This window comes from Cognatiluteimonas telluris, from assembly GCF_011320095.1.
Classification (GTDB): Bacteria; Pseudomonadota; Gammaproteobacteria; order Xanthomonadales; family Xanthomonadaceae; genus Cognatiluteimonas; species Cognatiluteimonas telluris.
On sequence record NZ_JAANOY010000002.1, the window covers coordinates 214,641 to 234,721 of the forward strand.

Here is a 20,081-nt window from a genome sequence, read left to right on the forward strand (position 1 = left end):
TTAGCCGTGATACCCCATGATGATCCCGGCCCCACATCCAACGCTCACCCTAACGGCCGTAGCATGGCCAGTGGGTACAGTGAAAGTTGCGAGCGAAATTCCAGGCCGTCGATAGTGCCTGATGCATTTCCTCCGTATGCCGAGGCCACCGAAATGATCGTCCTAACCATCACTTGCTCCTAAGAGGGCCGGGGCGCCGTTGCTTCGACTCCATGCGACCTGACTCCCTGCCGGGTGTGGTGGCCTAGGCTCCGGATGGGCAGATTGCCGCTATGCCAAAGCGATGACAGTCGGGTCTTATCACGATGGCCTGTAATATTTTTCTGAGGCGTAGTCGACGCCCTCGCTGCGATCGCGCCAATAGTGTGATCATCCTCGGCGTTCACGATCGAGAATTGGCCGATCCGCTTCTTGAAACTCAACGCGAACAGGTCGTAAGTCTGCTCACCGAGGTTTAGCAGAAGGTTCCGCTCGTAGTCCTGACCCCAAAAACGATCGACTCGCAGCCTGACCCCACCAAGATGCGCTCTAGCGACGGTAACTCTGACGGTAGGTGCACTAGCGAGCAGAGAAAGAAGCCCCGCCAATACGACGTTGCAGCGCACCATGCGAGGGAGCCCACCTCCACCAATGCAACAGAAGAAGCCGGCCCGCGAGGTCCGGCTTTTTTTGTGTTTGTGCGCCGTTGCGCTAGGAGGTTTTCGACCAGCGCTGCAGTCGCGCGCGCCAGGAGGCCATCCAGGCCGGTAGCTCGGCGGCGGGCATGGGACGCGCGATGAAGTAGCCCTGCGCCTTGTCGCAGCGGCTGCGCCTGACCAGTTCCCAGTCGTCGCGGTCCTCGACGCCTTCGGCGACCACGACCATATTCAGCTGCTGGCCGAGCGCGAGGCTGGCGTCGTAGATCGCGCGCGCCGTCGGATCGTGCCAGGCGTCGTGGACGAAACTGCGGTCGATCTTGAGCTCGTCGAACGGAATGTCGCGCAGCAGCTTCAGCGACGAATGGCCGGTGCCAAAGTCGTCGATCGACAAGCCATAGCGCTTCATCCGCAATCGCGCCAGGACCTCCAGTGGCGCGCGCTGGTCGAGCAACAGCCGGCTCTCGGTGATTTCCAGCACGACGTCCGACGGCGCCACGCCGGTCGCTTCCGATGCGTCGGTGATGAAGTCCACGAATTCGACCGAGGCCAGGTTGTCCATCGATACGTTGATGGCCAGGCGCAGGTTGATCCCCTGCGCGCGCCATGCCGCCGACTGCTCGAAGGCGGCGCGCAGGACAGCGCGGGTCAGCGCATCGATCAAGCCGTGCTCTTCGGCCAGGCCGATGAACTGATCGGGAAACACCAGGCCATCCACAGGGTGTTGCCAGCGCACGAGCGTCTCCACGCCGGACACCGCACCGGTGTCGACCTGCACCTTGGGCTGGTAGTAGTTGACCAGTTCGCCGCGTTCGATCGCCTCGCGCAGGCGTTCGGGCGGATAACGCTTGCGCGCGGGCGTGGCGACCGTCGCGCCGCGACTGGATCTTTCCAGCAGGGTCGACAGGCCGGCCAGCGAGAACGGTTTCCTCAAATGGCCCAGCAGCGGCACCCGGTGCGCACGGATCAGCTTCTCGGCCATGTGCAGCATGCGTTCGTCCTCGCCGCTGACCAGGATCAGTTCGCCACCGAACCCCTGCTCGACGAGCTTGCGCACGAACTCCACGCCATCCATCCCCGGCATGTTGAGATCCAGCAGGATCAGGTCGGGCTCGGCGCCAGGCGTCGCGGCCAGCCGCAGCGCGTCGTCGCCGTTGTCGCTGATGAGGGGCGGAGCAAAACCCAGCTCGATCAGCAGGTGCGCCAGCAGCTTGAGCATGAAGGGCTCGTCGTCCAGTACCAGCACCCGGATGGACGACCTATCCAGCAACATGCTCGGCGATCGATGCGTCCGACGCGCATGCGGCGTCGAGGAATGCATTGACGACGGAGAACTCCTGGTCGAATGCCGGCAACAGCAGCGCCAAGGTGTCGAAATTCTCCGCGCGACCCGCGGCTTCGATCTGCGAACACAACTCGCCCAGCGCCAGCGCACCGATGGTGCGGGCCGAGGACTTGAGCTGGTGGGCTTGCGCGCTGGCTTCGTGCGCGTCGCCCTGCACGCAGGCCGCGCGCAGGGCAGTCGCGATCCGCTCGGCGCCGTGCTGGAAATCCAGCAGGAAGCCACGCAGCACGCCGGCATCGTTGCCGACGAGGCCGGCGAGGACCTGGATGTCGACGGCCCGGCCGCTGGTACGTGTCAGCAGCCAACGATCGAGCGCGCGCTTGAGTTCGGCCAGTTGCAGGGGCTTGGTCAGGTAACCGTCCATGCCCGCCGCCTGGCAGCGCTCGGCTTCGCCTTTCAGCGCGTTGGCGGTGAAGGCGATGATCGGCATGCGGCGCCCATGGCGCTCGCTGGCGCGGATCGCCGCCGTCAGTTCGTAGCCATCCATGCGCGGCATGTGCAGGTCGGTAAGCAGCAGGGCGTAATCATCGTCCTGCCAGCGCTCCAGCGCCGATACGCCGTTGTCCTCGATGTCGGCGGCATACCCGAGCAGCGCCAGCTGCCGTCGGACCACGTCGCGGTTGGTCTCGTTGTCCTCGGCCACCAGGATCAGGCGCCCGGTGCGCCTGGCCTCATCGTGGCTGGGTGGATCGATGTGACCCAGGCGACTGCGCGACGCCGGCGTCCTTACTTCCTCCTGCACCCTGCCCGCCGCGGTGGCGACCGCGCGCAGCAGGCGACGACGCGTCATGACGTTGCCATCGATCGACACCAGGTCGGCATCCATGTGCTGGGGTTCGCGCGTGCGGCCACGGCCGATGTCGAGGAACCGTATTTCGAGTCGCCGCAATCCATGCGCCAGCGCGCGGAGCTCAGCCACGGACGTTGTCGATGCCGCCGAATCCAGGATCCAGACCCAGGGGCCGGAGTCCAGGGCGGCGGCAACCTGCGGCAACGCTTTCGGGTCTTCCACCCGCTCGACCTGCGCGCCGGCCGCCGTCAGGTAGGTGGCGATATCTGGTCCCAGGCCCGCGGTGCCACCGACAACCAGGCAGCGCAAGCCGGCGATCTCCGCTTCGGGGCCTGCGACGGGCTCGCGGTGGCCAGTGAGCGTCAGCGGCAGGCGGATCATGAAGGTGGCGCCTTGGTCGGGCGTACTCCGCAACCGGATCTCGCCGCCCATCAGGTCGACGAGGTGGCGCGAGATGGCCAGCCCGAGCCCGGTGCCGCCGAACCGGCGGGTCGTCGAACTATCGGCCTGGCTGAAGGCGTGGAACAAGCGCCCGCGTGTTTCCTCGTCGATGCCGATGCCGTTGTCGGCCACCGAGATCCCGAGCACGGCATGGTCGTCGCCGCCTTCGAGCAGGTTCGCGCGCAGCGACACCCGTCCCGGGAGCGCGCGGCCACTGGAAAACTTGATCGCATTGCTGAGCAGGTTGGCCAGCACCTGTCGCAGGCGCAGCGCATCGCCGATCACGACCTTCGGCAGCGCCGGGTCCACGAATGCGGTCAGCTCCACGTCCTTCTTCAGCGCCAGGTGGTCGAACATGCTGCAGGTGTGTTCGATGACGTCCGCGATCGGCATCGGCGCGGACTCCAGGTCCAGGCGTCCGGCTTCGATCTTGGAGAAATCCAGGATGTCGTCGATGATGGTGAGCAGCGAGAACGCGGACTCGCGGATCAGGTCGACCATCTCGACCTGCTGGCCGCTCAGGCTCGTCTGGTGCAGGACGTCCATCATCCCGATCACGCCGTTCATGGGCGTGCGGATCTCATGGCTCATCGTCGCCAGGAAGGCCGACTTGGCCCGGTTGGCATCGTCGGCCGCGGCCTTGGCGATGCTCAGCGCTCGATTGGATTCTTCCAGCTCCGCGGTGCGCGACTGCACGCGGTGCTCGAGGCTCTCGTTGAGCCGCATGATTTCCTGCTGCGCGACTTCGCGCTCCCGCGCCTCGCGGCTGACCTCCTGGTAGGACGCCTCGAGTTCGTGCGTGCGACGCTGGATCTGCTCGAGCATGTTGTTGAACGATTCGACCAGTTCCCCGACTTCGTCCTCGCTGGTCTTTGCGACCCGCCGTGAATAGTCGCCCTCCTCCATCACCCTGCGCGCGGCGCCGGCCACGGCCGCGATCGGGCTGGTGACGAAGCGGCCCATCCGACGGACCATCAGGAAGGCAATCAGCAGCGCGAACAGCCCGACCAGCACGGCCACGCCAAGGTCGGCCAGCACCGTGGTCATCAGGCCGTTGCCCTGCCGCAGGTACACCGTGCCGATCGCAGCCCCGTTGCGGACGATCCGCTTGAACACGACGATATCGGTGCCCTGTACATGCGCCTGGTCGCGGCCAGGCAACATCGGGAACGCGCCCGGCTGGCCCTGCGCGACATAGGTTGCGAACAGCTTGCCCTGCGCGTTGTAGATCGCCGCCGCGTGCACGTTCGGGCGGGCGCGGAACAGTTCGAGGTTTCCGCGCGCAAGCGATGGATCGTCGAACATCAGCGCCGGCGCGGTCATCCCGCCGAGCAGCTGCGCCTGCGTCTGCAGGTCGGCGACCTGCTGGCGATGGAACGACCAGACATTGCCGACGATGTTGCCGGCCAGCGCAAACGTCAGCGCCACCACCGTGGTGGACACCACGATCGCCTGGAGCTTGTCCCGGATCGAACCCAGACGCAGGTTCATGGGCCCTCCCGCGCGACGGAATAGGCCGCGGTGAGCATCAGGGCGCTGAAATGCAGGCCGCTGCGGGCCGCCGGCTGCAATGCCACCTGGAACCGCAGGCGCGAATCGACGACCACGAAGTTGATCATGCAGTCCGGGCCACAGGCGCGCCGCGACCCCGACACCAGCAGCACCGGCTTGCCCTGCGCCTGCCCGAGGGCCGATCGCAGGTCGTTGCGGCCCAAGTTGCCCAGGTACAGCACGTGCACCCCGGACAGCGGAAGGCCGGGGTTGACCTGGCGCACCTGGAAGCTGCGGCCGTTGACCATCTTCCCCGCGGTCATGCGCTCAAGCACGCCCACCAAGTCGTCATCGCCGGCCACGCCGATGACGATCGGACTGTCGGCGGCAGCGAACGCACCGTCCGGCCATTGCACGTAGTTGGTGAACTTGTAGAGATACGCCGCCTTGATCGCTTCGGAACCCTGCGCGGATCCGGCGTGCGCGGCCGTCGTCCCGGCCGGCAGCGTGAGCAACCCGACCAGCAGGACGAGGGCCAGCATCCAGCCGGCCCTCGTTGCGTCGCGATTGACAGTGGTTGTCAGAAAGTCCATGCGAGTGAGGCGTTGACGGCCGGACCGATGTCGACACGCGTGGCCATGCCACCATATTCCGCATGCCGGCCGAGGAGATTGGTGGCGGCCAGGGAGAGTTCGACCTGCGGCTGCAACTGCCAGCCCACGCGCGCATCCAGCGTCGTGTAGGCGGGCACGTCGTCGCGCCGCAGTGCAGCGACGTGCCGCAAGGCAAGGTCGAGGTTGGTCGCCGCGAGGTTCCAGGACGAGCGTAGCTGCCAGGTATTCGACGGATCCACGCCTGCCGCCAGCGGTGCGGCGACGTCGTTGCTGCCAGGCTTCAACCACAACCGCTCGTGCAGCGCGGTATAGCCGGCGCTCAGGCGCCAACGCTCCGTGGCCTGGAACACGCCCCAGGCTTCGAACCCGTTGGCGCGTCCCCGCATGCCATTGCCGAACGTCAGGAAAGTGAAGCTGGGATCGATTTCCTGCGTATGCAGGTCGTCGTAGTCGGTATGGAACACCGTCGTCGACACGGACAACCGCCGCGTGGGCTGGCCCCGGTAGCCCAGTTCATAGACCTTGGCGACTTCCGACCTCGTGTGGAAACTGGCGTCGAGCAGGTAAGGCGGCGCACCGGGAACGTAGAGGTCTTCATCCAGGCGCGACGGTGCCCGCACCGTCCGCGACGCCGCCGCCCACAGCAGATGGTTGTCGGCCAGCGTCCAGGCGATCCGCGCGTTGGGCAGGAATTCCGACCCCGTGTAGTCGTTGTGCTCGAGCCGGGCGCCCAGGGTGACGCGCACGCGGCTGCCCAGCGCCATTTCATCCTGCGCGAACAGGCTGTTCCACTTCTGGTGGAGGTCGGGCGGCAGGAACGCGACATAGGGACTGTTGTCGATCCGGTCGTGCGAGTAGCGCAGGTTCACTCCCCAGACCAGCGAATGCGCGCCCAGCGGCTGCAGCGCGTGCTGGAACTGCAGGTCGAGGATATCCAGCGACTCGTTGAACCACGGCGGCGCGACGCGACGCGTACGGTCGTAGTACGCCTGCAGCGACAGGCTGGCGCCCTGGTCCAGCTGGCGATCCCAGCGGCTGGTGAGGTTGGCGCCGGACAGCGCGAGATCGCCGAGCGGCGGCGCCGAGATCGTGGTGCTGAGCAGGCCAGGCGCGGGTTGCTCTTCGTGCGCGTCGTAGATGTTCCCCGACAGGCGCAGCTGATCGCCATCGTGGCTCCAGTCCGCGCGGAAGCCTGCCTGCGAGCGGGTGCCGGCGTCGTCGATCCCGTCGCCGGCTTCATTCGAAGTGCTGCTTCGGTCCAGATACCTGCCGTAGACCCGGTAATGGCCGCCTGCACCCAACGCGCCACCGTGCCGCAGCGTGGCGTCGGCCTGTCGGCTGCCCGCCGATGCGGCCAGCAGCGAGCCCTGGGTATCGGCCGCGGACCGGGTGATGATGTTGATCACGCCATTGACGGCGTTGACGCCCCAGAGCGTGCCGCCCGGACCGCTGATCACCTCGATGCGTTCGACGTCCTCGAGCACGACGTCCTGGGCATCCCAGAACACCCCCGCGAACAACGGCGTATAGACCGAGCGCCCATCGATGAGCACCAGCAGCTTGTTGGGCGCGCTGTTGTTGTTGCCGTTCATGCCGCGGGCGGAGATCGCGTAGCCGTAGCCGCTGGATTGCGCGACCTGCAGGTTCGGCGCCAGGCGCAGGACTTCAGGCAGGCTGCGCGCGCCGGAGCGCCGGATGTCATCGGCAGTGATCACGAAAACGGAGGCGGCCGCATCGGCGAGCCGCTCGGGCTTCTTCGATACCGATGTGATGCGGATGTTGCCGAGCTCCTCCAGCGACAGCTGGCCCAGGTCGTCGATGGAGACGGCATGCGCCGGGGCTGCGGTGAGGAGGGTTGCGAGCGCGAGGGCGCCGGCGAGCGGTGGCGCGAGACCGGCGACCCGCTGGCCACGCGACTGCGGGCGGCGGGGCGAAAACACCGACGTGGGCAACGTGATGTCCGTATCCATTCGTTTCCCTCCGCTGCGATCTTCGATCGCGAGCGTCCTGCGGAAACCCGGGCATTGCTGGGCCGGTCGAGGCTTGCTGTCTGCGACCGATCGCCTTGCGATGTCGTCGAGACGGCATCCGCAACCCGGGCGTCCTGCCCCCCCTTCATCTCTTTTAACTCCGCATCCGCCGCTTGTCCAGCCAATGCTTTCGTCACATGTCGGCCCGGGCGCCGCGGCACCCGAAACCTGTCAATGGTCCCGGGTGGTCGACCTCCAAACCACTGTCAAAAGTCACGCCAGCGGGCTCCGGTGGCGTGCCGATCGCGAGGTTGCGCGATGGGTCGCATCCAAGTCGTGACGGCGCCCGCCTTCCGTCGTCGGCAAGACCGATATGGCGAGCGATTCCACCTGCCGCCCCAGCTGCGCATCCCGTCGTCACTCCGGAGCCGTTATGTTCCGGCAGCAGCCAGGAGAGCCCGATGCCCGTCACTGGTCAAACTGCCATCGATGTCCCGACGCGAGCGCAGGTCGATGCATTCGAAGGCCCGGCCGTCCTCGAATTCGGCGCCTCGTGGTGCGGCTTCTGCGCCGGCGCGCGCATCGCGATCGATACCGTGCTGGCCGAACATCCCAACGTGCGCCATCTGCGGATCGAAGATGGACGCGGGCAGCCATTGGGCCGCTCCTACCACGTGAAACTATGGCCGACGCTGGTGTTCCTGCGTGATGGCGTCGAGCACACGCGCCTGGTCCGGCCCGATGGCACCGCCTCGATCCGGGCAGCCATCGCAGGCATCGATGCCGCGCCACGACCCACCGACACGCCACCATGACGCGTCGCGCCTGCAGACGTGTATTGCTGGTCGCGGACGGCATCGATGCGCTCGACGTCCCGGGCGCCGCCGCCGATGCCCACCTGCGCGACTTCGATATGCGGGTGCCGTCGGACGGCCGCGGATCGACCACGGCACAATGCAACCTCCAGGCACGTGTGCTTCCACGGCAGCGGCTCAGCGTCGATACGCGCGTGAGCCGGCGGCCGTGACCCGCCAGGGCGGCAAGTCCAAGGCCAGGCTGGTCGTCTACGCCGCGCTTGGCGGCAACCTCGCCATCGCCGCCACCAAGCTCGCCGCCGCGGCGATCACCGGCAGCTCGGCGATGCTCAGCGAAGGCGTGCACTCGCTGGTGGACACCGCCAACGAACTGCTGCTGCTCCACGGGATGTCGCGGGCCGGCAAGCCGGCCGACCGCACCCACCCGTTCGGTTATGGGCGCGAGCTGTATTTCTGGGCTTTCATCGTGGCCTTGCTGGTGTTCGCGCTCGGCGCCGGCGTGTCGATCTACGAGGGCGTGCTGCATGTGCGGCACCCGCATCCGATGGAGCGACCGCTGGTCAACTACATCGTGCTGGGGGCGTCGCTGGTGTTCGAGGGCGTGTCGTGGGTGATCGCGCTGCGCGAGTTCCGCAGCAACAAGGGCGAGCTGGGCTACTTCCAGGCTTTCCGCCGCAGCAAGGACCCCACCACGTTCACCGTGCTGTTCGAAGACAGCGCTGCGCTGATCGGGCTGATGATCGCGCTGGTCGGCATCGGCGCGGCGCAGTGGTTCGCGATGCCCCGGCTCGATGGCGTGGCGTCGATCGCCATCGGCGTCGTGCTTGCGGTCTCATCGCTGCTGCTGGCGCGCGAGACCAAGGGCCTGCTCATCGGCGAGTCGGCCAACCCGCGTGTGCGCGACGACATCCTGCAGATCGCCGGCGAGGATCCCGCGATACGCTCGGCCAACGGCGTATTGACCGTCCACATGGGCCCGGATGAAGTCGTCGCCGCACTCAGCGCCGAATTCCACGATGCACTGGACACCACGCAGATCGAGGCGTGCATCAACCGGATCGAATGCGCGATCAAGCAGCGGCATCCCAGCGTGTCGATCCTGTTCGTGAAGCCGCAGACACGCGAGGTCTGGAACAAGCGGACGGCGGACGCGAGGGACGCCTGAAGGCGATCGCAGGGGACCCGTGGGTTTGCAGCGGCCATTCATTGATTTCAGCCTGGCGCCTGGCGCCTGGCATGGGTTGGACGTTGCCGGCAATCCGTACGCCGTCACCGAGGGCACGGCAGGCGGCACGTGGCACCAGTCGGCATCCATCATCAATGGCGTGTCCACCCTCAACGCGCCGGAGAATCCGGTGACCGGGCTGGTTCTCGACGCCAACCAGACCACCGAAGTCGACTTCGGTAATTACTGCACTTGCGGCAGCGGCGGCCGGACACTCGGGCTCTGGAGCAACCCGAACGGAAAACTCAAGCTCGCCGATGGCGCCACCGGGATGAACTACGAGTTCGGGATCCTCGACGCGCTCAACCTGCGCACCGCCAACGGTGGAAACTTCTACCTCAACCTGGCCAACGCGCAGGACACCAACTACACGACGTTCCGCAACTGGCTGCTGGGAGCCACCGCGACCAACATGGCGTACATGCTGTCGGCGCAACTGGCGGCCATGCGCATGGATGTCGAAGCCGGTTGCGTCAATCCGAACAACTTCTACAAGCCGTTCGGCGGCACGATCGCCAGATGATCACCACCGCCAACACGCTGCTGTCCAACGGCGTCTGCGGCACGACCTGCAACACCACCGCGTCAAGGCAGCTGCGCACCGACCAGGAGACGGTGAAGAACAACCTCGACGCACTCAACAACGGGGCTTCGGTGATCAAGGCCAAGCCCTGCGCGTTCAAGTTCTACCTGCTGACGTATTGAAGCCAGGCTCCCTTCCCTCCTTGCCCCGGATCCGTCCGGGGCTTTTTTGCGGCGCTTCCAGCGAGGCGGCGGGTCACTGCCACGTCATGGCCAGGGGTGCATCATGCGCACTGGAGCATCACGACGGAGGCAGCATGGAACTTGGCATGGTGGGCTTGGGCCGGATGGGCGCCAACATGGCGCGCAGGCTGCTGCGGGGCGGGCATACGGTCGTGGGTTTCGATCCCAAACCCGAACCGCGCAAGGCGCTCGAAGACGATGGCGGCGGCTCTGCCGACTCGCTGCAGGCGCTGGTCGCCGCGCTGCCGGCACCGCGTGCGGTGTGGATGATGGTCCCGGCCGGCGCGATCACCGACAGCACGGTCGAGAGCCTGTCCGGGCTGCTGGCGTCCGGCGACACGCTGATCGACGGCGGCAATTCCAACTACAAGGACACGCTGCGTCGCGCGGCGCAGCTTGCGCCCAAGGGCATCGCCTACGTCGACGCCGGCACCAGCGGCGGCGTCTGGGGGCTGGAGGAAGGCTACAGCCTGATGGTTGGTGGCGACGAAGCCGTCGTCGCACGACTGCGGCCGATCTTCGAAACCCTGGCGCCGGCGCCGGACGCCGGCTGGGGCCGGGTCGGCCCGGTCGGTTCGGGACATTTCACCAAGATGGTCCACAACGGCATCGAATACGGGCTGATGCAGGCCTATGCCGAAGGATTCTCGATCCTGCAGCACAAGCAGAACTTCCAGCTCGACCTGCACCAGGTCGCGGAGATCTGGCGCACCGGCAGCGTCGTGCGCTCGTGGCTGCTGGACCTGACGGCCGATGCCCTGGGAAAGAATCCGACCATGGACGGCATCGCGCCCTGGGTGGCCGATTCGGGCGAAGGCCGCTGGACGCTGCAGGAAGCCATCGATCTGGACGTGCCCGCGCCGGTGATCGCGCTGTCGCTGATGGCGCGGCTGCGCTCGCGCGACAACGATTCGTTCGCCGACAAGCTGCTGGCGGCGATGCGCAACGAGTTCGGCGGGCATCCCATCCGCAAGGAATGACCGGTAGTCATCGAACGACCGGTTCATCTTCGATGACCGCCCCTTCGTAGGAGCGCATCCAGCCGCGAGCTTTCGGTCCTTGTTGCCGCGACCGGGCCGGGAGCTCGTGGCTGAAGCCGCGCCTGCGAAAGACAGTCGCGGCCACGCAGGGCAGCGACTCTCTTTCGCCGGCATGACATGCTTGCGCGATGCCTCGCGCACCCACACCCGGATGACTGCCTTCCACGCTGCCCATCTCGCGACGTGGACTGTCGCCGCGTCCGCGGTGACGGGCGTGATCCTGCGCCCCTGGCGGATGCATGAGGCGGTCTGGGCGGTGGCAGGGGCCGCGGCGTTGGTGCTGGCGGGGCTGGTGTCATGGCGCAATGCGGGCATCGCGGTTGGCAGGGGCCTGGACGTGTATCTGTTCCTGGCCGGGATGATGCTGCTGTCGGAACTTGCGCGACGCGAAGGCCTGTTCGATTTCCTCGCCGCGCACGCGGTGGAGCTTGCCGCGGGCTCGCCGCGGCGGTTGTTCCTGCTGACCTACGCGATCGGCACGCTGGTGACGGTGTTCATGTCCAACGACGCCACCGCCGTGGTGCTCACGCCGGCCGTGTACGCCGTGGCGCGCAGGGCGAAGGCCGATGCCCTGCCCTACCTGTTCGCCTGCGCCTTCATCGCCAACGCCGCCAGCTTCGTGCTGCCGATTTCCAACCCCGCCAACCTGGTCATTTTCGGCACGCACATGCCGCCGCTGCTGCAGTGGCTGGGCCAATTCACGTTGCCCTCGCTGCTGGCGGTGGTGGCGACGTTCGCGATGCACCGTCGACTGGAGCACGGCCACCTGTGCCGCCCGATCGATTCCGGGATCGAGATCCCCACGCTGTCCCGTAGCGGCGCGCTCACCGGCTACGGCATCGCGCTGGTCGCCATCGCGTTGCTCCTCGCGTCCTTCCATGGCGTGGCGCTCGGCCCGCCCACGCTGCTCGCCACCTCCGTCGTCGCGGCGGTCGTGCTGTTCGCCAAGCGCGAGGCGCCCTGGGCCACGCTGCGCCATGTGTCCTGGGGGGTGCTGCCCCTGGTCGCTGGATTGTTCGTCCTCGTGCAGGGATTGCAGCAGACAGGCGCCGTCAGCGGGCTTGCCCGGCTGTTGCAGTCCGCGGCCGACGCCTCCACGGCCGCGGCGGCCTGGGGTGCCGGCATCGGCTTGGCGCTCGCGTGCAACCTGGTCAACAACCTGCCGATGGGGCTGGTCGCGGGCACGGCGGTCAACGCAACGCAGGTCGACCCCGTGGTGCGCGGCGCGATCGCCATCGCGATCGATCTCGGGCCGAACCTGTCGGTCACCGGCTCACTGGCAACCATCCTCTGGCTCACGGCCATCCGTCGCGAAGGCGAGGACGTCACGGCATGGCAGTTCCTGCGTCGCGGCGCGCTGGTGATGCCGTTGGCGCTGCTGGCGGCGCTGGCTGGATTGTGGCTGCAGGCGGGTTGATCTGGCGTCGGAGCGCGCGGGCCTGGAGGCGTTCCCACGAAGAGCAAGCTCCTGTAGGAGCGGCTGCAGCGGCAAGCTCCGGCCTCAATCAACAAGCCGCAGCGCCGATCCCTTGTGGGCGGCGATATGGTCGCTCTTGTCGCTCTTGATCTCGTACTGCGGGTCGTCCTTGCTCGCGCGATGGGTGTGGCCCTTGTAGTCGAAGTCGCGCGTATGGACCTTGATGATGTGGCCGCTGACATGGCCGGCTTCCGAATTCCAGCGGACGTGGTCGCCGACCTTGAATTGCGAATCGCCCGACCGCGTGCTCATCGCCGCGCCGATGCCGTGGCCGAGGACAGCACCGCCTGTGCGCGGCGGCAGACCTCGTCGACGGTGAATCCGAATTCGCGCAGGTTGGTCCCGCCTGGGGCCGATGCGCCGAAATGATCGATGCCGAGCACATCGCCACTGTCGCCGACGTAGCGCCACCAGCCCTGGGTGGCACCGGCTTCCACCGCCAGGCGCGCACGGATCGTGGGCGGCAGCACGCTGTCGCGGTAGTCCTGCGGCTGGGCGTCGAACAACTCCCAGCTGGGCATCGATACGCAGCGCACCGCCAAGCCGGTTTCGCGCAGGCGCGCGGCCGCATCCACCACCAGGTGCACCTCTGACCCGGACGCGATCAGGATCACCGCCGGATCCGCGTCGCCGTCGTCGAGGACGTAGGCACCGTGACGCAGGCCGTCGGCGGCGGCGAACGTGCCGCGATCCAGCGTCGGCATCGCCTGCCGCGACAACACCAGCGTCACCGGCGTCCCGCGCGTCTCCAGTGCCACGCGCCAGGCGACCGCCGTTTCGTTGGCGTCGCCCGGGCGGATCACGACCAGGTTGGGTATCGCACGCAACCCGGCCAGCTGCTCGATCGGTTCGTGCGTGGGCCCGTCCTCCCCGACCGCGATGCTGTCGTGGGTGAACACGTTGATGACGTGCAGTTTCGACAACGCCGCCAGCCGCATCGGCGGGCGCATGTAGTCGGAGAAGATCAGGAACGTCGCGGTATAGGGGATGCAGCCGGCGTGCGCCGCCATGCCATTGGCGATCGCGCCCATCGCATGCTCGCGGACGCCGAAATGGATGTTGCGCCCGGCGTGGCTCCAGCCCCCCGCATCCGATCCCTGTGGATCCTGTCCTGCCTGCAACGGGGGATTGAAATCGCCGAAGCCCTTGAGCGCGGTCTTGGTCGATGTGTCGAGGTCGGCCGAGCCGCCTGTGAGCGTCGGCAGGTTGGGCGCGATCGCATTCATCACCTTGCCGGACGCCTCGCGCGTCGCCATGCCCTTGGCATCGGCCGGGAACACCGGGATATCGCCGTCCCAGCCTTCGGGGAGCGCGCCATGCAGGCTCCGCTCGAGTTCGGCCGCCAGCGATCGGTTGGCCTGCGCATATCCCGAGAAGCGGTCGTTCCACTGCTGCTCGAGCGCGATGCCGCGGTCCACGGCCTTGCGCATGTGCGCCAGCGCATCGTCCGGCACGATGAAGTCCGGTTCCACTGGCCAGCCGTAGTGCTGCTTGGTCCTGCGCACGTTGTCCACGCCCAGCGGTGAGCCGTGGGCTTCGAAACTGTCCTGTTCCGGCGAGCCGTACCCGATATGCGTGCGCACCAGGATGAGCGAAGGACGCGTGGTCTCGTCCTGTGCGGCCTGCAGCGCGGCGTCGATCGCCTCCAGGTCGTTGCCGTCGTCGACATGCACGATGTGCCAGCCATAGGCGGCGAAACGCGCGGCGCGATCCTCGGTGAAGGTGATGTCCGTGCCCGCCGCCAGCGTCACGTAATTGTCGTCGTACAGCACGTTCAACTTGCCGAGCTTGAGATGGCCGGCCAGCGACGCCGCCTCGGACGCCACGCCTTCCATCAGGTCGCCATCGCTGGCCAGCACCCACGTGCGATGGTCGATGACGGTGTGGTTCGGCGTGTTGTAACGCGCCGCCAGTTGCGCCTCGGCGATGGCCATGCCGACGGCATTGCCGACGCCCTGCCCCAGCGGCCCGGTGGTGACCTCGACGCCGGGCGTATGGCCACGCTCCGGATGTCCCGGCGTCCGGCTGCCCCATTGGCGGAACTGCTTGATGTCGTCCAGCGACAGGTCGTAGCCGGTCATGTACAGCAGCGCGTAGAGCAGCATCGAGCCGTGTCCGGCCGACAGCACGAAACGGTCGCGGTTGGTCCAGCCGGGGTTGCTTGGACTGTGCCGCAGGAAGCGATCCCACAGCACGTACGCCATCGGCATCGCGCCCAGCGGCAGGCCCGGATGGCCGCTGTTGGCCTTCTGCACCGCGTCCACCGCGAGAAAGCGCATCGTGTCGATGCAGCGCTGGTCGAGTTGTGCGGACATGGAGCCTCCCGGCGATTGGTTGTATGGCTGGCGCGTCGCAGGCGTCACTTCCGCCGGCGGTGCGCGCGGTAGCGCGTGATCAGGGCATTGGTGGAACTGTCGTGCTGCAGCGACGGCGCTTGGGCGGACGCGATTTCGGCTTCGGTGCGTCTGGCCAGTTGCTTGCCCAGTTCCACGCCCCACTGGTCGAAACTGTCGATGTCCCAGATCGCGCCCTGCACGTACACGCTGTGTTCGTACAAGGCGACCAGTGCGCCCAGGGCATGCGGCGTCAGGCGGTCGACGAGGATCGTGCTGCTGGGGCGGTTGCCGTCGAACACGCGATGCGGCGCGAGACGCTCGGGCGTGCCTTCATCCTGCACCTGCTGCAGTGACTTTCCGAAGGCCAGTGCCTCGCCCTGGGCGAAGAGGTTCGCCATCAGCAGGTCATGCTGCCGGTCCAGCGGATTGAGCGGCTGGCAGAAGCCGATGAAATCGCAGGGCACGATCCGCGTCCCCTGGTGGATCAACTGGTAGAACGAATGCTGGCCGTTGGTGCCGGGCTCGCCCCAGTAGATCGGCCCCGTCTGGTAATCGCAGCGGCTGCCGTCGCGCGTGACGTGCTTGCCATTGCTCTCCATCGTCAGCTGCTGCAGGTAGGCGGGGAAGCGCTTGAGGTACTGCGCGTACGGCAACACCGCCACGGTGGCCGCGCCGAGGAAGTCGTTGTTCCAGACGCCGAGCAGGCCCATCAACACCGGCAGGTTGCGCTCGAGCGGCGTGCCGCGGAAATGCACGTCCATCGCGTGGAACCCGGCGAGCATGTCGCCGAAGTGCGCCGGCCCGATCGCGACCATCGTCGACAGCCCGATCGCGGAGTCCATCGAATAGCGCCCGCCCACCCAGTCCCAGAACCCGAACATGTTGTCGGTGTCGATGCCGAAATCGCGCACGCCCTCGGCGTTGGTCGAGACCGCGACGAAATGCCTAGCGATCGCGCCTTCGCCCAGCGCGGCCGTGCACCAGTCGCGCGCGGCACGCGCGTTGGTCAGCGTTTCCTGGGTGGTGAACGTCTTGGAGCAGACGATGAACAGCGTCTGCGCCGGATCCAGGTCGCGCGTGGCTTCGATGAAATCGGTGGGATCGACATTGGAGACGAAACGCAGCGTCAGGTCGCGCTGGCTGTAATGGCGCAATGCCTCGTAGGCCATCACCGGCCCGAGGTCGGAACCACCGATGCCGATGTTGATCACGTTGCGGATGCGCTGGCCGGTGGCGCCGGTCCAGCGGCCGTCGCGCACGCGATCGGCGAACCCGGACATGCGCGACAGCACGGCCTGCACTTCGGACACCACGTCGGTGCCGTCGACCTCCAGCCGCGTCCCGGCCGGCATCCGCAACGCCACGTGCAGCGCCGCGCGATCCTCGGTGACATTGACGTGCTGGCCGGTGAACATCGCCTGGATCCGCGCCGGCAGCGCGCAGGCATGGGCCAGGTCGAACAACAGCGCCAGCGTGTCGTCGCCCACGCGCTGGCGCGAGTAATCCAGGTAGAGTCCCGCGCCCTCGGCGACCAGGCGGGTGCCACGCTTGGGATCATCGGCGAACCAGTCGCGCAACGTCCGATCCCGCGTCGCCTGCGCATGCTGCAGCAGCGCCTGCCATTGCGGGCGCTGCGTCAATGGGCCGCCCGTCGCCGGGCCATTCGTCGCCGGTGCCTTCGCATCCATCACGCCGGCCGCTCCCTGGATGACTCGCCGCCTGCGGCGGCCATCTTGCCTTCGATGCGCTGCATCAACTGCTTCCAGGACTTGACGAAGGACTGCGCGCCCTCCACCTGCAGGCGCGCGGCCAGCGCGTCGACGTCGATGCCTGCCTTGGCGAACTGCTCGAGCACCGCGTCGCAGTCGCCGCCATCCATGGCCATCGCCCCGGCAGCTTCGCCATGGTCGGCGAAGGCGGCCAGGGTTTTTTCCGGAACGGTATCGATCGTGTCCGGCGCGGCCAGCGCGCTGACGTAGAGCGTGTCGGGCGCGGCGGGATTCTTGGTGCTGGTGCTGGCCCAGAGCAGGCGCTGCACGCGCGCCCCGGCGGCGGCCAGGCGTTGCCAGCGTTCGGACGCCAGCAACTGCCGATAGGCGCGATAGGCGCGCTGGCCGACCGCGATGCCGAGCCGGTCGTTGAGTTCGTCCGGCACCTTGCCGGCGACGGCCTTGTCCCAGCGGCTGACGAACAACGAAGCGACCGACGTCACCACCGGGTCGCGCCCGGCCTGGAGCCGGCGCTCGATGCCGCGCATGTAGGCCTCGGCGACCGCAGTGTACTGCTCGGCCGAGAACAGCAGCGTCACGTTGATCGGCACCCCGTTGAAAATCGATTCCTCGATCGCCGGAACGCCTTCGGGCGTGCCCGGGATCTTGATGAAGAGATTGTCGCGCGCGCCCTGTCGGTGGATGCGCGCGGCCGCCTCGATGCTCTTTGCGGTATCGCTGGCCAGCAGGGGCGACAACTCCATGGACACCCAACCGTCGACGCCGCCGCTGGCCTGGTGCGCAGGCTGGAAGAGATCCGCGGCGCGACGCAGGTCTTCCAGCGCCAGCTCCAGGAACAGTGCTTCGGCATCCAGGCCCGCGGCGTGCTTGTCGCGGATGCCGGCGTCGTAGGCGCTGCCGTGGCCGAGCGCCTCGTCGAAGATCGTCGGGTTGGACGTCAGCCCGGTGAGGCCGTAGTCGCCGATGTAACGCGCCAACGTGCCGCTGTCGAGCAGGTCGCGGGTGATGTTGTCCAGCCACAGGCTCTGGCCGAGGTCGCGCAGCTGTTTCAGGCGCGGGTTCATGACGTCTCCTTGTTCATGGATGCATGGTTCATGGATGCGTGCGTGCGCTGCTAAACGCGGGTGGCGAGCGGCGCCGGCGTTCCGGTCTCGCCAAGGTCGAGTCGCGCAAGCTCGGCGATGCGGTCGATGACCCTGTCCGGCGCCGGCTGCACCAGTGTGCCTTCCGCCCCCCGCGCGTAGTGCCCCTGGCGCACGAACACCGTCGTCACCGCACCGCCCCAGGCCGCTTTCACCGCTGCCAGCAGCCGCGGCTTGTCGTCGACCAGGATGTAGTGCCGCGCGGGCCAAGCCTCTTTTACCGCATCGAGCATGCGTTCCTTGTGCACGGTCACCAAAACCCTTCCCTGCACTGCGTCCCACAGTCCGGAACGCTGGATCTTGTGCGGCTGGAAGACGATGTCGCCGTCGGACAGGATCACGCTCGTGCAACCCTGCCCCGCCAGCGACTTCATCGCCTGGAGCGCGCCCGGGTAGACAAGCTGGTCGAACGGGAAATCGAGCAGGAATGTCGACATCCGCAGCAGGTCCGGATCGTGCTCGAAATCGCGACGCATCCGCTGCAGCGGTTCAAGGTAGTCGGCGTAACCACGCTCGGCGCGGACGGCTTCGTACAACGCCCGGTAGCGCGCGCGCCCGCGGTCGCCGAGCGCCTGCGTGAGCCGCCCGTCGAGGGCGGCGGAAAACGCGTCGTTGTCGAGCAGCGTGTTGTCGACATCGAGCAGGCACACCACGCCTGCGCCTGCGTCCGTCAGCACGGCGGCGCGACTTCTGCGACCGGGTCGTGCCAGTCATCGTCGCCGGCGAGGATGCCGCGCGCCGCGGGCGGACCCCAGCTGCCCTTGGGATACACGGGCACGTCGCCCGGCAGGTCCAGCACCGGATCGACCACGCGCCAGGCCGCCTCGACCGCGGCATCGCGGGTGAACAACGACGAGTCGCCACGCAGCGCGTCGCCCAGCAGGCGTTCGTACGGCGGCGCGCCGCGCAACGACAGGTGGCGCGCGACCAGCTCGACGCCTTCGCCGCGCATCGCCTCGCCGGGCTGTTTCACCTGCGCGCCGGTCGCGATGACCATCTGCGGGCCGAGCCGGAAGCGGAAGTAATTGGCCCGCGCCGGCTTTGCCTCGTCGAAGATCGCCATCGGCGGGCAACGCAGGTTGACCATAACCTCGGTGGTGGTCAGCGGCAGGCATTTGCCCGCGCGCACGTAGAACGGAACATCGGCCCAGCGCCAGGTGTCGATGAAGAGCTTCAACGCGACGTAGGTCTCGACGTTGGACCCGGGTTTGACGCCGGCCTGCTCGCGATAGCCTTCGAACTGCCCGCGCACGACATCCTCGGGGCGCAGCGGCCGCATCGCGCGGAACAGGCGCAGCTTCTCGGCGTGGACCGCCTGGGCGTCGTCGTCGATCGGCGCGTCCATCGCCAGCAGCGCCACGACCTGCAGCAGGTGGTTTTGCACCACGTCGCGGATCGCGCCGACGCTGTCGTAGAAGCTGCCCCGCCCCTGGATGCCGAAATCCTCGGCCATCGTGATCTGGACGTTGTCGATGTAGTTGCGGTTCCACACCGGTTCCAGGAACGCATTGGCGAAGCGGTAGTACAGCAGGTTGCGCACCGGTTCCTTGCCCAGGAAGTGGTCGATGCGGAACACCGCGCTTTCGGGGAAGACCTCGTGCAGCGTTGCGTTGAGCGCCTGCGCCGAGGCCAGGTCGCGGCCGAAAGGTTTCTCCACCACCACCCGCGCGCCATCCGCGCAGCCCGAGCGCGCCAGTTGCTGGACCACCTCGCCGAACAGCGACGGCGGAATCGCGAGGTAATGCAGCGGGCATCGCTTGCCCTTGAGCGCATCGCGCAGGCGGTCGAAGGTGGCCGGGTCGTTGTAGTCGCCGTTGATGTACTGCAGGTTGGCGCACAGCTTCTCGAACACCGGCTGGTCCACGCCACCGGCATGCTCCAGGCTGTCGCGCATGCGCTCGCGCAGCGAATCGATCCCGCCTGAGCCGCGCGCGACACCGATGATCGGCAGTTCCATCTTGTAGTCGCGGAACAACGCCTGCAGCGCGGGGAAGATCTTCTTGTAGGCCAGGTCGCCGGTGGCGCCAAAAAACACGAGTGCATCGGAAGGCTGGTCTGGCGCGTTCAACGGTCGCTCCTGTCGGTCGGGCGCCGGGCATCCGCGCCGTTGGCGTCCTTCCTACAGGATGAACGGTTAAGCGGCGGTCGAACAGTGCTGGGCGCCAGCGACCGCGCGGCCACTGGTCCCTGCCGCATGCAGGAAGGCGCGATTGCTCGCTGCCGGCAACTGGCGAGGGCACGCGACGATCGCGCCCCTCGCCACCC

17 protein-coding genes are annotated in these 20,081 nt (G+C 67.4%); 7 read left to right on the forward strand and 10 right to left on the reverse strand.

Annotated features, from left to right (window positions below):
• Positions 1–690: 690 nt before the first annotated feature.
• From G7B67_RS02680 to G7B67_RS02695, 4 genes are read right to left on the reverse strand one after another with little or no spacing between them, the layout of a single operon-like run.
• Positions 691–1,908 carry an EAL domain-containing response regulator gene (locus tag G7B67_RS02680; protein ID WP_166207397.1) on the reverse strand — a complete coding sequence of 406 codons (1,218 nt, stop codon included), beginning with the start codon at positions 1,906–1,908 and terminating at the stop codon, positions 691–693.
• The gene (locus G7B67_RS02685; RefSeq protein ID WP_166207400.1) at positions 1,895–4,702 is read right to left on the reverse strand and encodes a sensor histidine kinase, YfiR-like protein-associated; all 2,808 of its coding nucleotides are present in this window, start codon (positions 4,700–4,702) and stop codon (positions 1,895–1,897) included. The genes G7B67_RS02680 and G7B67_RS02685 overlap by 14 nt, the downstream gene beginning before the upstream one ends.
• Positions 4,699–5,244: a TOL_0243 family YfiR-like periplasmic protein gene (locus tag G7B67_RS02690; RefSeq protein ID WP_166207403.1), complete on the reverse strand. Its 546-nt coding sequence runs from the start codon at positions 5,242–5,244 to the stop codon at positions 4,699–4,701. Before G7B67_RS02690 ends, G7B67_RS02685 begins: the two co-directional genes overlap by 4 nt.
• 38 nt (positions 5,245–5,282) lie before the next feature.
• Complete coding sequence (locus G7B67_RS02695) at positions 5,283–7,286, reverse strand: TOL_0244 family TonB-dependent receptor (RefSeq protein WP_166207406.1); 2,004 nt, start codon at positions 7,284–7,286, stop codon at positions 5,283–5,285.
• Between the two features lie 461 nt (positions 7,287–7,747).
• Between G7B67_RS02695 and G7B67_RS02700 the strand changes: the two genes are divergently transcribed.
• The 7 genes from G7B67_RS02700 to G7B67_RS02730 all read left to right on the forward strand — a co-directional run bounded on the left by G7B67_RS02700 (position 7,748) and on the right by G7B67_RS02730 (position 12,548).
• Positions 7,748–8,101, forward strand: coding sequence for a thioredoxin family protein (locus G7B67_RS02700; RefSeq protein ID WP_166207409.1), 354 nt, complete (start codon positions 7,748–7,750; stop codon positions 8,099–8,101).
• A complete protein-coding gene (locus tag G7B67_RS02705; protein ID WP_166206912.1) occupies positions 8,098–8,313 on the forward strand; it encodes a hypothetical protein in 216 nt (71 codons plus the stop codon). Before G7B67_RS02700 ends, G7B67_RS02705 begins: the two co-directional genes overlap by 4 nt.
• Entirely contained in the window at positions 8,241–9,266 is a 1,026-nt protein-coding gene (locus G7B67_RS02710; protein WP_166207412.1) for a cation diffusion facilitator family transporter, read from the forward strand. The genes G7B67_RS02705 and G7B67_RS02710 overlap by 73 nt, the downstream gene beginning before the upstream one ends.
• A 25-nt stretch (positions 9,267–9,291) precedes the next feature.
• Positions 9,292–9,849, forward strand: coding sequence for a hypothetical protein (locus G7B67_RS02715; RefSeq protein WP_166207415.1), 558 nt, complete (start codon positions 9,292–9,294; stop codon positions 9,847–9,849).
• Positions 9,846–10,031, forward strand: a complete 186-nt coding sequence (locus G7B67_RS02720) for a hypothetical protein (protein ID WP_166207418.1) — start codon at positions 9,846–9,848, stop codon at positions 10,029–10,031. The genes G7B67_RS02715 and G7B67_RS02720 overlap by 4 nt, the downstream gene beginning before the upstream one ends.
• Positions 10,032–10,165: 134 nt before the next feature.
• Entirely contained in the window at positions 10,166–11,071 is a 906-nt protein-coding gene (gene gnd, locus G7B67_RS02725) for a phosphogluconate dehydrogenase (NAD(+)-dependent, decarboxylating) (protein WP_166207421.1), read from the forward strand.
• Between the two features lie 211 nt (positions 11,072–11,282).
• Positions 11,283–12,548: an SLC13 family permease gene (locus tag G7B67_RS02730; protein WP_166207424.1), complete on the forward strand. Its 1,266-nt coding sequence runs from the start codon at positions 11,283–11,285 to the stop codon at positions 12,546–12,548.
• A gap of 84 nt (positions 12,549–12,632) precedes the next feature.
• Here the strand turns inward: G7B67_RS02730 and G7B67_RS02735 are convergent, their stop codons facing one another.
• The 6 genes from G7B67_RS02735 to zwf are packed head-to-tail and all read right to left on the reverse strand — an operon-like array spanning position 12,633 to position 19,884.
• Complete coding sequence (locus G7B67_RS02735) at positions 12,633–12,860, reverse strand: hypervirulence associated TUDOR domain-containing protein (RefSeq protein WP_166207427.1); 228 nt, start codon at positions 12,858–12,860, stop codon at positions 12,633–12,635.
• Positions 12,857–14,923 (reverse strand): transketolase, encoded by a 2,067-nt coding sequence (gene tkt / locus G7B67_RS02740; protein WP_166207430.1) that lies wholly within the window; start codon positions 14,921–14,923, stop codon positions 12,857–12,859. The genes G7B67_RS02735 and tkt overlap by 4 nt, the downstream gene beginning before the upstream one ends.
• Positions 14,924–14,967: 44 nt before the next feature.
• Positions 14,968–16,632 (reverse strand): glucose-6-phosphate isomerase, encoded by a 1,665-nt coding sequence (pgi, locus tag G7B67_RS02745; protein WP_166207433.1) that lies wholly within the window; start codon positions 16,630–16,632, stop codon positions 14,968–14,970.
• On the reverse strand, positions 16,632–17,738 hold the full coding sequence (gene tal / locus G7B67_RS02750; protein WP_166207436.1) for a transaldolase: 1,107 nt from the start codon (positions 17,736–17,738) through the stop codon (positions 16,632–16,634). The genes pgi and tal overlap by 1 nt, the downstream gene beginning before the upstream one ends.
• A 50-nt stretch (positions 17,739–17,788) precedes the next feature.
• Positions 17,789–18,493, reverse strand: coding sequence for an HAD family hydrolase (locus G7B67_RS02755; protein WP_166207439.1), 705 nt, complete (start codon positions 18,491–18,493; stop codon positions 17,789–17,791).
• A complete protein-coding gene (gene zwf, locus G7B67_RS02760; RefSeq protein ID WP_166207442.1) occupies positions 18,487–19,884 on the reverse strand; it encodes a glucose-6-phosphate dehydrogenase in 1,398 nt (465 codons plus the stop codon). The genes G7B67_RS02755 and zwf overlap by 7 nt, the downstream gene beginning before the upstream one ends.
• Positions 19,885–20,081 lie beyond the last annotated feature (197 nt).

Excerpts from the sequence above, each read along its gene's own strand:
- G7B67_RS02680 (WP_166207397.1), bottom strand. The coding sequence starts at position 1,908 with ATGTTGCTGGATAGGTCGTCCATCCGGGTGCTGGTACTGGACGACGAG.
- G7B67_RS02685 (WP_166207400.1), bottom strand. The coding sequence starts at position 4,702 with ATGAACCTGCGTCTGGGTTCGATCCGGGACAAGCTCCAGGCGATCGTG.
- G7B67_RS02690 (WP_166207403.1), bottom strand. The coding sequence starts at position 5,244 with ATGCTGGCCCTCGTCCTGCTGGTCGGGTTGCTCACGCTGCCGGCCGGG.
- G7B67_RS02695 (WP_166207406.1), bottom strand. The coding sequence starts at position 7,286 with ATGGATACGGACATCACGTTGCCCACGTCGGTGTTTTCGCCCCGCCGC.
- G7B67_RS02700 (WP_166207409.1), top strand. The coding sequence starts at position 7,748 with ATGCCCGTCACTGGTCAAACTGCCATCGATGTCCCGACGCGAGCGCAG.
- G7B67_RS02705 (WP_166206912.1), top strand. The coding sequence starts at position 8,098 with ATGACGCGTCGCGCCTGCAGACGTGTATTGCTGGTCGCGGACGGCATC.
- G7B67_RS02710 (WP_166207412.1), top strand. The coding sequence starts at position 8,241 with ATGCAACCTCCAGGCACGTGTGCTTCCACGGCAGCGGCTCAGCGTCGA.
- G7B67_RS02720 (WP_166207418.1), top strand. The coding sequence starts at position 9,846 with ATGATCACCACCGCCAACACGCTGCTGTCCAACGGCGTCTGCGGCACG.
- gnd (WP_166207421.1), top strand. The coding sequence starts at position 10,166 with ATGGAACTTGGCATGGTGGGCTTGGGCCGGATGGGCGCCAACATGGCG.
- G7B67_RS02730 (WP_166207424.1), top strand. The coding sequence starts at position 11,283 with ATGACTGCCTTCCACGCTGCCCATCTCGCGACGTGGACTGTCGCCGCG.
- G7B67_RS02735 (WP_166207427.1), bottom strand. The coding sequence starts at position 12,860 with ATGAGCACGCGGTCGGGCGATTCGCAATTCAAGGTCGGCGACCACGTC.
- tkt (WP_166207430.1), bottom strand. The coding sequence starts at position 14,923 with ATGTCCGCACAACTCGACCAGCGCTGCATCGACACGATGCGCTTTCTC.
- pgi (WP_166207433.1), bottom strand. The coding sequence starts at position 16,632 with ATGGATGCGAAGGCACCGGCGACGAATGGCCCGGCGACGGGCGGCCCA.
- tal (WP_166207436.1), bottom strand. The coding sequence starts at position 17,738 with ATGAACCCGCGCCTGAAACAGCTGCGCGACCTCGGCCAGAGCCTGTGG.